The organism is Mangrovivirga cuniculi, assembly GCF_005166025.1.
GTDB lineage: Bacteria > Bacteroidota > Bacteroidia > Cytophagales > Cyclobacteriaceae > Mangrovivirga > Mangrovivirga cuniculi.
The window spans coordinates 3,230,702-3,243,442 of sequence record NZ_CP028923.1 but is presented as its reverse complement, the minus strand read 5'-3'; the positions used below and the strand labels follow the sequence as shown (position 1 = coordinate 3,243,442).

General features: G+C 36.8%; 10 protein-coding genes and 1 pseudogene. 2 read left to right on the top strand and 9 right to left on the bottom strand.

From position 1 onward, the window contains the following. The first annotated feature begins 22 nt into the window (after window positions 1-22). Together DCC35_RS14290 and DCC35_RS14285 are read left to right on the top strand one after the other, a co-directional pair. Window positions 23-253 (top strand): YtxH domain-containing protein, encoded by a 231-nt coding sequence (locus DCC35_RS14290; protein WP_137091452.1) that lies wholly within the window; start codon window positions 23-25, stop codon window positions 251-253. 31 nt (window positions 254-284) lie between these two features. Then, window positions 285-785, top strand: a complete 501-nt coding sequence (locus tag DCC35_RS14285) for a Dps family protein (RefSeq protein WP_137091451.1) — start codon at window positions 285-287, stop codon at window positions 783-785. A 66-nt stretch (window positions 786-851) separates the two neighbouring features. Here DCC35_RS14285 and DCC35_RS14280 read toward each other — a convergent pair whose 3' ends face one another. The 9 genes and pseudogenes from DCC35_RS14280 to DCC35_RS14240 form a co-directional block, all read right to left on the bottom strand. Next, window positions 852-1,397: a collagen-like protein gene (locus DCC35_RS14280; protein WP_137091450.1), complete on the bottom strand. Its 546-nt coding sequence runs from the start codon at window positions 1,395-1,397 to the stop codon at window positions 852-854. Between the two features lie 86 nt (window positions 1,398-1,483). Then, complete coding sequence (locus DCC35_RS14275) at window positions 1,484-2,125, bottom strand: 3'-5' exonuclease (RefSeq protein WP_137091449.1); 642 nt, start codon at window positions 2,123-2,125, stop codon at window positions 1,484-1,486. A 2-nt stretch (window positions 2,126-2,127) separates the two neighbouring features. After that, window positions 2,128-4,050, bottom strand: coding sequence for a DUF294 nucleotidyltransferase-like domain-containing protein (locus DCC35_RS14270; protein ID WP_137091448.1), 1,923 nt, complete (start codon window positions 4,048-4,050; stop codon window positions 2,128-2,130). Window positions 4,051-4,084: 34 nt separating this feature from the next. Continuing rightward, window positions 4,085-5,974 carry an acetate--CoA ligase gene (gene acs / locus DCC35_RS14265; RefSeq protein WP_137091447.1) on the bottom strand — a complete coding sequence of 630 codons (1,890 nt, stop codon included), beginning with the start codon at window positions 5,972-5,974 and terminating at the stop codon, window positions 4,085-4,087. 27 nt (window positions 5,975-6,001) lie between these two features. Then, window positions 6,002-6,367, bottom strand: coding sequence for a response regulator transcription factor (locus DCC35_RS14260; protein ID WP_317128944.1), 366 nt, complete (start codon window positions 6,365-6,367; stop codon window positions 6,002-6,004). A 2-nt stretch (window positions 6,368-6,369) separates the two neighbouring features. After that, the gene (locus DCC35_RS14255) at window positions 6,370-9,096 is read right to left on the bottom strand and encodes an ATP-binding protein (protein ID WP_137091445.1); all 2,727 of its coding nucleotides are present in this window, start codon (window positions 9,094-9,096) and stop codon (window positions 6,370-6,372) included. A gap of 280 nt (window positions 9,097-9,376) precedes the next feature. Then, window positions 9,377-11,142: pseudogene (locus DCC35_RS14250) on the bottom strand (sodium:solute symporter family protein). An 11-nt stretch (window positions 11,143-11,153) separates the two neighbouring features. Then, window positions 11,154-11,411 (bottom strand): DUF4212 domain-containing protein, encoded by a 258-nt coding sequence (locus tag DCC35_RS14245; RefSeq protein WP_137091444.1) that lies wholly within the window; start codon window positions 11,409-11,411, stop codon window positions 11,154-11,156. Window positions 11,412-11,430: 19 nt separating this feature from the next. After that, entirely contained in the window at window positions 11,431-12,702 is a 1,272-nt protein-coding gene (locus tag DCC35_RS14240) for a hypothetical protein (protein ID WP_137091443.1), read from the bottom strand. Window positions 12,703-12,741: the final 39 nt, after the last annotated feature.

The following is a 12,741-nucleotide window of genomic DNA, read 5'->3' as shown; positions in this document are numbered from 1 at the left end:
AAACCTAAAATTTAATTACACTATGGACGAAAATGTAAAATTAGTAGCAGGATTTATTGTAGGAGCTATGGCTGGTGCAGCCGCAGGACTACTTTTAGCACCTGAAGCCGGTGATAAAACTAGAAAAAAACTTGCGAAAGAAGCTGAAGGCTACAGAGATAAAGCAATGTCATCTTTTAATGGCAAACTTGATGAACTAGCCAGCTCAACAAAAGATTTAGTCGATACGGCTAAGAAATCAATAAAAAGTTAAGAATTTTTAAAATTCAAAAATCTAAGTGTTGATGAAAAGTGAAGAAATTACTGAAAAGAAAGTATACAAAAAATTAGGGTATGACAGCACTGAAGCTGATGAAATGGTGAAATCCATGAACTCAGCCCTTGCTAATTACCATGTGTACTATCAGAAGCTCAGAAATTACCATTGGAATGTAACTGGAGAAGATTTTTTCGATCTCCATGAAAAGTTCGAGGAACTCTATGATCAGGCAATCATCGATATAGATGATATCGCTGAAAGAATTAGGGTTTATGGTAAAAAACCGATGAGTTTATTGAAAGATTATCTTAAAGTTTCGGAGATTAAAGAAACTGGAACAGATCTTTCTTCTGATGAAATGCTGGCAGATATACTCCACGATATGGAAATAATGTTAGGTTATTTTGTCGATGCCGTTAACGAGTCAATCGAGATTGGCGACCTGGCAGGAGAAAGAATGTTTAATGAAATGATAAAATACTTCGAGAAGAGGCATTGGATGCTTACATCTTTTGCCATGAAATAATCTTTAATTCTATAGAATAAAAGGGTAATCCTGAATTTTGGATTACCCTTTTTTTATTTTTGAAACTTATTTTTTGATTTTGATTACATCATCTTCATCCAGATTAAGCATTTTAGTTACCTCTTCATAATTGGTTAAATCCATTCTGGCTGAAGCAAATTCAGCAGGGATAACAACAAACCTAAATATTTGGCCATTTAGATATCCAGGAGGAAGATTATTTAAATTAGAAAGATTTTCAGCATCGAGAAAAAACCGAACATCAGCTAAAGTGTAGTCAAAATTATATGCGAAACTAGGTTGAGTTTCGAACACATACTGAGGTAATGGTCTCCATATATCTAACCCATTATCTGTTTCCCAAAGGATATAAGCAGCGATAATATCTGATTCGAATATTTCAAAATCTTCCGGAATATCAAAAAATATTGCCCACTGCTCACTTTCGATAAAGTCTGCTGGCTGCGTTTCAAATACCTGGGCAAGAGTACCGCTTCCGTCCTGACCGGCAGGTCCTTGCGGGCCGGGAGGTCCTACTGGTCCTCGTGGACCTTCACAAGCACTGATAATTAAAAATAATACTGGAATAAATAGTTTTATTGTAGTTTTCATAGGCTTAAAATTTTATTGTAAATAATTTACCAATAATCAGGCCAAAAATTAGATCGTGGACTGTTTTTTATGAGTATGAATAATTATTATGATGTTAATTTCATAAATAGTCTTGCTGTTAAAAGAGAGTCTCCTAAGGCATTATGTCTATCATAAGGCCTTATGCTATATTTCTTTAGCAGGACATCCAGACTATACATGTAGGGGTTGTAATCTATATTATGAACTCTACCGAAATCTTTTTTTAAAGCTAATTCAACAGTATCAATTACTTTGTTTTGAATTTTTATACCCAGGTTATTAAAAATTAACTTATTGAGCATAGCAATATCAAATGAAGCATGATGAGCAATAATGGTATAATTTGAAATGAAATTTATTATTTCAATAGCAGCTTCCTTTTCAGGAATTCCATACTGATTTATTTCGTTTTTACTTATTCCATGAACAATTGCTGATTGCTTTTTATTTTCAGATTCTTCATCAGAAATAATGTAAAGATAAAGTGAGTCTCCAACATTTATCCGATCTCTGTTTATCCTGATTCCCCCAAAGCTTAAAATTTTGTCGGTGCCCGTATTGAGTCCCGTGGTTTCTGTATCAAGTACAATAAATTGACTGGGTGGAACCGGTCTTCTGTCTTTAAAAAGATCCAGGTAATCAGAAGCCTCCTTCTCAATATTCTTTAATTCTTTTTTTTCTAATAAATTTTTAAAAAAGGACCACATATTTATTTAGCCAGAAAACCAAGGTTATACCTCACTTCCAGTATACGTTGAATTTCATTAATTATCTTAAAACAATCTTTTAAAGCTGTTCTTTCAAACTGATTAAGTTGATCAGGATTAATATACCTTCCACTATCCTGATTTTTGTGTCCAAATTCAGCCCTTAGTTTGAGCAGGAATCCGTGCGCTTCTCCCGCACCATTTAATAATTTTGCATTTTTTTTATCCATTTCAGCGGCTATTTCAAATCTTTCTTTGGTATTTGTTGCTTTATTTTGAAAGGAAGAAAAGGCCAGAACCCTGGCTGCATCGACTAATGGCATTAGAGCCCTAGCTTTTATGTCAAACATTTCTTTATGTTCGCCGGATTTTTCAATTATAAATTTTCTGAAGAAGCTTAGTGGGGGAGGGTTTCTTAAAGCATTTCCTGCCAAATGGTTTAAGAATGATTCATTTCTTTCAATCAACCCGTTTATATTATTGTATAAAATTTCTATTAAATCATTTTCACCATAGATGGGTCGAAAATCAAAAAATATAGTAGAATGTAACAAAGCGTCCTGAACAGGAGTCTTGATCCAGGATCTAAAAATATCATTCCATTCTGATTCACTTTTATTCCATTTTGGATTTGAGGCCATCATATTTGCAGGACAATATTCAAATCCAATCTGAAATAAATTTTCTACTGCCTTTTTAGCAAAATTTTTTAAAGCCCTGGCTTCTATTTCGGATATAGAGTCCTTGAATATTAAGGCATTGTCCTGATCGGTTTTTATTAATTGTTCTTTTCTTCCAAGAGAACCTAATGAAAACCAGCACCAATATTTTTTATCAGGAACATCCTCAGTTTCTTCTAAAGCTAATTCTATTGCTTTTTTTGTTAATTCATCATTTAATGTGGTGATTATTTTACTAACCTGATCTATAGGGAATTCTGCTTTAACGTAATGATGTGAAAGGTTAGAAACGTTCTCTGAAATATTTTTTAATTGCTCAATCGATTCTACGATTTTGATATTTCTTAGAATTACATCTGGTTTATCTCCTTCAAAAAGCATTAAATCCTTTTGTGATATCACGGTCTTTACCTTACTATTAATCGTTCCATCTTCTGTTATTGCAACGTGATGGAATCCTTTTTCAAGCATTAACTGTTGTAGGTCTGAGACCATTTTCTCAGCTTTTATAGTTACTACAGGGGAGGACATGACTGTCTCAATCCTGGAATCAACTGAAATTGCACTGGCTACTACATTTCTGAAATCATGATCAGTAAATATCCCAGCGGGAGATAAGTCTTTATTTGTCACAATTACCGAACCGACTTTTTTGTTCAGCATGATTTCAGCCACTTCCTTAATAGTTTGTTGTGGATCCACGGAAATCAGATCATTTTTCACTCTTAGTTCCAGTAAATCTTGTATTCTAAATAAATGCGATGGTTTTGATTTATTTAACTCATCAAATAAACCATGCTGAGAACCTGAAAAGTTACTCCGAATAATAGTTGAGCCACCTGCAAGTCCCGAGGCAAAAAAAGCTGCCAGCTCTGCGTTTTGCTTAAGTTCATCATTTATAAGGGATCCCGGAATTGCATAAATAAAGGATTCTTCCTGCGTTTTAGCTGTAAGGACGAAATTGTTCCCTGAAAGTACGGACCGCACACCGAAGATATCTCCCTCGGCACAGGTATCAGACAGTTTATCTTCCTCAGTATAAATATTGACGGATCCTTTTTCTAGAAGATATAAATAACCAGTTGCAGGCTCACCTTTCTTAAAAACTGAGGAATTCTTTTTCAGATATATAATTTCTGTGTGTTGGGCAAAAAATTCTACATTTTCTTTAGGTATTAAAGAAAATGGTGCATAGTTGCTCATAAATTCTGCAACTCTAAGTACAGCAGGGTTTTTAGGTTTCATAAAAAAAAAGCAGGTTTCCCTGCTTTTTAATAAGTTACTTTCTGTCTTCGATTATTTTTTCAACTACAGAAGGATCAAGCAAAGTAGATGTGTCACCAAAGTTATCTGTATTTCCTTCAGCTATTTTCCTTAGAATCCTCCTCATAATTTTACCACTTCTTGTTTTAGGTAAACCGGGAACGATTTGGATCTTATCCGGTTTTGCGATCGGTCCGATAATATTTGCCACCATATCACGAATTTCATTAGTGAGGTTTTCCTCTGTCCTCGTAGACAGGTCGGCGATTACGTATGCATAGATTCCCTGCCCTTTAATATCATGAGGGTAACCAACAACAGCTGATTCTACTACCCTTGGATGTTCATTAATTGCATTTTCAACTTCAGCTGTTCCCATTCTGTGCCCGGAAACGTTAATGACATCATCGACACGTCCTAAAATTCTATAATAGCCGTCATGGTCTCTTTTTACCCCATCACCGGTGAAGTACATACCTTTAAAAGAACTGAAATAGGTTTGTTTACATCGTTCATGATCTCCATAGGTTGTTCTAAGCATTCCCGGCCATGGATATTTTATACATAAATTACCCTCAACGCCATTACCTTTTAGCTCATTTCCATCGTTATCCACAATGACAGGTTGAACGCCAGGAAGAGGTAAAGTAGCGTAACTCGGTTTGTTAGGGGTTATTCCGGCAATAGGAGAGATCATAATTCCCCCTGTTTCTGTTTGCCACCACGTGTCTACAATCGGGCAGCTGGTTTTACCTATATGCGTGTGATACCAGTTCCAGGCTTCTTCATTAATCGGCTCACCAACAGTTCCAATTACTTTTAAAGAATCCAGTTTGTGTTTTTTTACCGGATCCAGTCCGTGTGCCTGCAACGCTCTTATAGCAGTAGGGGCAGTGTAGAATTGGTTAACTTTATATTTATCTACAATTTCCCAGAAGCGTCCTGCATCAGGCCATGTTGGTACTCCTTCAAACATTAAAGAGGTTGCTCCTGATAATAATGGACCATAAACAATATAAGAATGGCCGGTTATCCATCCGACATCGGCAGTACACCAGTAAGTATCTCCCTGCATATATTGAAAGACATTTTGAAAGGTAAATGCCGTCCAGACCATGTAACCACCACAAGTATGAACTACACCTTTGGGTTTACCTGTTGAACCTGAAGTGTACAAAATGAAGAGCATATCCTCTGCATCCATTTCTTCAGCTTCACACTCTTTTGGCTGCCCGTCTATCGCATCATGCCACCAGATATCAATATCATCATTCCATTTTACCTCCTGTTCGGTTCGTTTATAAACAATCACTTTTTCTATGGAAGAAGTTTTTTCCAATGCCTCATCAACTACATCCTTAACGGGTATTTTTTTTGAGCCACGGAAGTTTCCATCAGAAGTAAGAACCATTTTGGCTTGGCAATCATTAATTCTGTCAGCCAGTGATGAAGAGCTGAAACCGGCAAAAACAACAGAGTGAACTGCACCTATTCGAGCGCATGCCAACATAGCAATTGCTGCTTCAGGCACCATTGGCATATAGATGATTACCCTGTCTCCTTTTTGTATGCCCTGCGCTTTCATGGCACTTGAAAACTGACAGACTTGTTCGTATAGGTCTTTATAGGTTAATATACGATTATCCTCATTTGGGTCGTTAGGTTCCCAGATTATAGCTGGACGGTCTTTCATTGTGTAAAGATGCCTGTCCAGAATATTTTCAGTAATGTTTAGTTTACCATCGACAAACCATTCGATCTTTGGTTCATCGAAATTCCAATTTAAAGTTTTAGACCACGGTTTTTTCCAGTAAAATTCATCAGCTATTCTGGCCCAGAATTGCTCCGGATTGATGATGCTTTTCTGGTATTCATGAATGTAACCGCTTAAAGTTTGGATTCTCATGGTTGTTATTTGGTTTTTATTAGTTAATCAATTTATTAATTCTTTTACTTTTGCAACAAGGTTTTTAGTGGAAAATGGTTTAGTCATATAATGATCAGCGCCAGCTTCATAACCTCTTTTGATATCTTCTTCTTTATCCTTAGCTGTTAGAATTAGTACTTGGGTATTAGTTTTTTTATCTGAAGATTTGACTGCTCTGCAAACTTCATAACCACCAATATTTGGCATCATAATATCCAGAATAATCAAATCTGGTTTTTCATCCTGAAATATGCTTAAAGCTTCGTTGCCATCACGGGCAACGAACACATCATATCCATTTCTTCTCATTAGAAAATCGAGCGACATTAGAATGTTTGGTTCATCATCAACTATTAAAATTTTCTTCTTCACTATTATATTGATTCTTTAATTTTGTGTTTTTTAATATTTGCTGGTAAAGAAATGACAAAGTTCGCACCTTTTCCGGGTCTGCTCTCTACCATTATACTGCCTTTATGAGCTTCAATAATTCTTTTCGATATTGTAAGCCCAAGGCCACTTCCTTCAGGTTTTTTTATGTTTTGATCACTTGCCTGAAAGAAAGACCTGAATATCAATTTATGGTATTTTTCATCAATTCCCTCACCATTATCATAAACCTCGATTATTATATTTCCAGCTTTTAATGAAGAAGAGACTCTCATCTTTCCCTGTTGAAACTTCGAGGCATTTGAAATCAGGTTTATAATGACCTGTAAGATCATATCTCTGTCAACAAACACTTCAGGCAATTCTTCGGTTAAATCCATCTCCATATTAATTTTTTTATCGCGAATGATAGAGGAAGTGCTTTTAAGTGCTGACCTTATTATTGTGTTAACATTTGTTGATTCTTTATTGAGTTTTCTCTTTCCTGATTTGAATTTTTCAAGGTCCAGCACCTGGGATATTAATCTCTCCATTCTGATTGATTCCTGGGTAATCGTTTTGAGAAACTGATCAATTTCTTCTTTTGATAAGTCTTCGTGATCCTGAATTATTTCTGAAAATGCCCTTATAGAAGTAAGAGGAGTTCTCATTTCATGAGTTACTGTCGATATGAATTCATTTTTTAATTTATCGGAAACCTTTAATTTTTTATTAGCTTCCTTTAACCTTTGAGTTGCTTCCTCTAATTCTAAGGATTTAATTTTTAGCTTATTATTCAGCTTAATTAGATCTTGTGATTCTTTTAATATCAACAAAACGTCCTCTAGTATGATATCATCTTCCTTAACTACCGAGGATATAAGCGTTCTTGCAGATGATGAGCCTACTGCTCCTGTCAGAATTTTTTCGGCGTGATTTACTAATCTGAAATCTACAGAGCTGTTTTTGTCATAAATTATATTATTATCAGTGGCAAATTGAGCCAGGGATTTATTTGCTTCTTGTTTACCGAGAAAAAGTGCTAATACTTCTTCGAGATCTTTGATCATAGCACGGCCTTTCCATACGATACTACTTTCGATTATTGTCGAATATTTAAATATATCCACAAATATCTCAGCCTTGTTTCTTTCTTTACCAGATTGTGGAGAATAGATTGAATATGCAAAGAAGATAATTGAGTTGAAAGATATGCTCCATAAGAATCCATGGTTAATATAACTCAAGTCTTCTATTCCGAAAAGATTAAATGGTCTTAATATTTTGATGCCGAAAGGACCTTCTGTCATGATAGAATATGGCAAAATTCCCGCCTCAATAATTGTAGGCAAAACCAAAGTATATGACCATATTATAAAGCCTGCCCACATACCATATTTCACTCCTTTTCTATTAGCTGATTTCCACAATATTCCTCCTATAATACCTGGAGCGAACTGAGCTACCGCCACAAAACTTATCAATCCTATAGATACAAGACTAAATCTTTCTCCTACAATACTGTTATAGCCGTATGCAATAATAATGACCAGGAAAATAGTTATCCTACGTCCAAAAACTACTAATGGAGCAATAGATGTTTTTCTGATGGTTTTTTCCTCTGAATTTTTAATGAGCAAAGGCATGATGAGGTGGTTAGATATCATTATTGAAAGAGCTGAAGTAGAAACGATAATCATACCGGTCGCAGCAGAAAAACCACCAAGATAAATGAATAGTGCTAAAATTTCATTTCCATAAATGAGTGGAAAATTTAATAGGTAAGTATCAGCTTTTACAGTGGTGTTCTCAAAGATTATATTTCCTCCCAGTGCCACGGGCAATACAAAAATGTTTATGATTAAAAGATACAAAGGGAAAAGCCACATAGCCTTCAATACATGCTTTTCATCTGTATTTTCCTTCACGGCAACGTGGAATTGTCTTGGTAAAAGCATAAAAGCAAACATTGCCAGGATATTCATTATTGTCCAATTAAAATAACCCGATTGAGAAGTATCCAATGTCATAAGGTTTCTTAAGGTTTCAGACTCACGGGCCTGAATGAAAATATCTCCCATTCCATCGAAGACGAAATAGCAAACAAATATGCCGCCGGCAATAAATGCTACTAATTTAATGAGAGATTCAAAAGCTACCGCAGTAATTAAGCCTTCCTGGTTTACAGTAGTGTCAAGTTTAGCTGTACTAAACAGAATACTGAAAATACCGACTGCAATGGCAACATAAAATGCAGTATCACTATAAAAAGGTATTTTATTGATTATCCCTGTGCCCGAAATTATATTTATGCTATCAGATATTGCTTTAATCTGTATAGACATATAAGGAATGATTCCCAGAACACACATTACTGTTACAAGTTTCCCTAACCCAGCATCCATATCATATCGTGAGGAAACAAGATCTGCAATGGAAGTGATCCGTTGCACTTTACAAATTCTAATAACTTTTCTCAGGAGAATCCATAATAAAGGGGCTAATAGAGTAGGGCCGAGGTATGTTGTCATAAAATCCGGCCCGTTTTCAGCTGCCCGGCCAATGCTTCCGTAAAAAGTCCACGCTGTACAATAGACAGCCAGGGAAAGCGCATATATATATGGGTTTCTTAACAGGCTTTTTCCCTTCCTTGCTTTTTTTTCTGCATAAAAAGCGATTATAAATAAAAGCCCGATATAAATAAAGCTCACTATGATCACCCAGTATTTCATTCGTCAGTTTTTCTGTTTTTCCGCATAATCGTTTTAGACAGAATATATATCCACCATATCGCTATCAGCCAAAGGACGAACAGATAAATGTAAAGCACGGGGATGTTAAAAATCAGCTTGTTCAAATTAAAGATCGATATTACAGGATAGCTGAATAAAACCCAGCATAGTGTAAATATGAAGATTAATTTTTGATGTAATCTGATGTTTTTCTCCATGCCATTAATTTAATCTGAAAAGACCGAAACAAAAATTTAGTTTCGGTCTTCAATAGATTTGTTTAGTGATGTGTAGCCTCGCCAGCACCTCTTGGGTATCTTATATCTTCCACTATCTGTTGAACCTCAGCAGGAGGTGGGGGAGTCATTGAAGATACTATCAAGGATACCAGAAAGTTGATGATCATGGCTATAAATCCAAAGCCTTCGGGCTTATTCCAAACCACCAATCTTCTTTTGTACCGCCTCCCAGCAGGCCAAATTTAAATTTAAGTATATAAAACATCATTACACCTAAGCCAATGATCATTCCAGCGACAGCTCCCTGCATGTTCATTCTTTTGTAGAATATTCCCATGATAATTGCAGGGAAGAAAGAGGCTGCGGCCAGACCAAAAGCCAGGGCAACTACTGCAGCGACGAAGTCTGGAGGATTAATTCCAAAGTACCCCGCTACTACAACAGCTACAGTTGCAGCGCCACGAGCGACCCAAAGTTCATTAGACTCACTAATATCCGGGGCTATTTGTTTTTTAATCAAATCGTGAGCGATGGATGTGGAAATAACAAGTAACAATCCTGCTGCGGTAGATAGAGCCGCTGCAAGTCCGCCGGCGGCAACAAGTGCAATAACCCAATTAGGAAGGTTAGCTATTTCCGGATTTGCCAAAACCATAATATCACGGTCCACATACAATTCATTTTCAGATTGTGGAGCAGGATTAGTAACTAATCTCTGGCCATATTCTCCTCTTTCGCCAGCAAATTCAGGATTGCCTTTAACAGCATCACCCTGTCGATATTGAATGATCCCATCATTGTTTTTATCAGTCCATGCTAATAAAGATGTGTTTTCCCAGTTCTTAAACCATTCAGGTAGTTTTTCATATGATGAATTATTAACCGTTTCAATCAGATTTGTTCTGGCAAAGGCTGCAATGGCCGGAGCGGTGGTGTAGAGTATTGCTATAAAGACAAGAGCATAACCAGCAGATATTCTAGCATCTTTTACTTTGGGTACAGTGAAGAAGCGTACAATTACATGAGGTAGTCCAGCAGTGCCAATCATCAATGCTGCTGTAATGGCAAAGACATCTATTACAGATTTTGACCCATCAGTATATTCGGCAAATCCCAGCTCCTGATGAAGTCCGTCTAACTTATCCAGAAGGTATGTTCCGTTTTCTAATGTACCTCCAAACCCTATTTGAGGTATGGGGTTTCCGGTCATTTGAATAGAAATAAAAATTGCCGGCACCATAAAAGCAAAGATTAGCACGCAATACTGGGCAACTTGAGTATATGTTATTCCTTTCATTCCCCCTAAAACTGCGTAGAAAAGAACGATGATCATCCCTATTATTACTCCGGTGTTTATATTTACCTCCAGGAATCTACTAAAAACCACACCTACTCCTCTCATTTGACCTGCTACATAGGTGAATGATACGAAAAGGGCACAAATAACAGCGACTGTCCTGGCAGTTTGAGAATAATAACGATCTCCGATGAAATCTGGTACTGTGAATTTTCCGAATTTCCTAAGATAAGGAGCGAGAAGAAGAGCGAGGAGGACGTACCCTCCGGTCCAGCCCATGAGGTAAACAGCCCCGTCGTAACCCATAAAAGAAATTAATCCGGCCATCGAAATAAAGGAAGCCGCAGACATCCAGTCGGCTGCTGTGGCCATACCATTAGCCAGAGGAGAAACTCCGCCTCCTGCAACATAAAAGTCTTTTGTCGAGCCTGCACGGCTCCAAATGGCGATTCCTATATAAATAGCAAATGTGACACCAACGATAATATATGTTAATAATTTAATATCCATAATTCGTTAATTTAATCTTCGTGAACATCATGTTTTTTATCGAGTTTGTTCATCAATCGCACGTATACGAAAATGAGAATGACGAAAACATAAATCGATCCTTGTTGAGCGAACCAGAATCCAAGCTTAAATCCACCGATTCTGATTTCGTTCAGTGCGTCAGCAAATAAGATTCCGCATCCATATGATACCAGGAACCAGATAGAGAGTAATATCAGCAGATACCTCAGGTTTCTGGACCAGTATTTTTCCAAATTTGTTTTTTCCATGATTTATTAGGGTTAAAAATTATAAGAATACCATAGCCTGGATTACAAACCTGTCTGTTCTGTCGGGCTCATTACCAGTAAAATTGGCTCTTGTTGAATTATACTCGAATGTAAGTTTTGCATTATGACCGGTAATGAAAATATTGCTACCGACCTGAAATGTATTTCCTGGTTCTTCGAAAGCTTCATAATTTCTTGTGCTATATGCGACGTAAGGCATTAGCCTGATTTTATTAGAAACATCTGGAAGTAGAAAACCTGCCTGTCCATATACAGAACTACCAGTTCCATAAGGACCAAAGGAGTAATTCGGGCCATAGTCAAAATTGTAATAAACCAGGTATGCATTAATTGCTCCCCTTGCAACGGGAGCATCATAATACGCATCGATAGCAAAGTGATTTACATCATGATACACAAAATCAGTAGGTGAAGAGGGGGATTGGGAAACCGACCCGCTAGGATGAGAAAAAAATCCAGCACCTACATTAAAAACAGTTTTTTTTCCAAGATAGGAGCCTACCCTGTAAGGAAGCTTATTTGATTCCTGATCCAGAAATTGATAATCTACATATCCCTGGTATACCGTGTTTGCGTCGTTGCCATTTGCTTGAGATTGAATCTCCTTACCCTGGTAAACGGCAGTGCCAATACCTGGAGTTCTACCTTCTTCCAGATTGTTGGTTATTGGATCGTTAATTGCAAAATGATAATTGAGTTTACCAAATCTACCTTTTATGTAAACGCCCATATGTCTTGCAAACTGATCTGAGAGCCCTAATTGAGCCCATCCCTGCCTGTAATTATCCAGGGTCATAAAATTTAAGGTAGAGGCAGAGGTGATGCGAGATAATCCATTCCAATAGTGAAGGCCTCCACCAATGGCAATCTGATCGATGATTTTAAATTCTCCCCAGGCACCATGTAAAAAGAGTTGAGTACTTGCTTCTTGCCCAAGTGGTCCCATGTTGTTAGCAGTCAGGTTGTTAAGGCCAAAGTGCGTAAGAATCATGAACCTATCAGATATTTGAGCAAAGGAAAGAATTCTTGACCTCCTTATTAAGGGTTGAATCGTTGTTTCCTCATTAGCATTTTCTGACATATTAAGCCAGAATTGATTCCATATAATGAATCTGATATATTTTTTACCTGATTCATCTATGTTAATTTTCAAAGGTTTATAACTGTCATCGACAGTTTGAACCTGTTCATCTTTATCCTGGGCAATACCTGAAGGGTGTGTTAACACCAGTATTACTGCAGAAAGGATTAAACACAGCGAGTTTTTCATACGAGTTAATTTGAGTTGGTTATAATCAGTGTTCAAACA

Coding starts and splice junctions, on each gene's coding strand:
- DCC35_RS14290 (WP_137091452.1), top strand. CDS start 23: ATGGACGAAAATGTAAAATTAGTAGCAGGATTTATTGTAGGAGCTATG.
- DCC35_RS14285 (WP_137091451.1), top strand. CDS start 285: ATGAAAAGTGAAGAAATTACTGAAAAGAAAGTATACAAAAAATTAGGG.
- DCC35_RS14280 (WP_137091450.1), bottom strand. CDS start 1,397: ATGAAAACTACAATAAAACTATTTATTCCAGTATTATTTTTAATTATC.
- DCC35_RS14275 (WP_137091449.1), bottom strand. CDS start 2,125: ATGTGGTCCTTTTTTAAAAATTTATTAGAAAAAAAAGAATTAAAGAAT.
- DCC35_RS14270 (WP_137091448.1), bottom strand. CDS start 4,050: ATGAAACCTAAAAACCCTGCTGTACTTAGAGTTGCAGAATTTATGAGC.
- acs (WP_137091447.1), bottom strand. CDS start 5,974: ATGAGAATCCAAACTTTAAGCGGTTACATTCATGAATACCAGAAAAGC.
- DCC35_RS14255 (WP_137091445.1), bottom strand. CDS start 9,096: ATGAAATACTGGGTGATCATAGTGAGCTTTATTTATATCGGGCTTTTA.
- DCC35_RS14245 (WP_137091444.1), bottom strand. CDS start 11,411: ATGGAAAAAACAAATTTGGAAAAATACTGGTCCAGAAACCTGAGGTAT.
- DCC35_RS14240 (WP_137091443.1), bottom strand. CDS start 12,702: ATGAAAAACTCGCTGTGTTTAATCCTTTCTGCAGTAATACTGGTGTTA.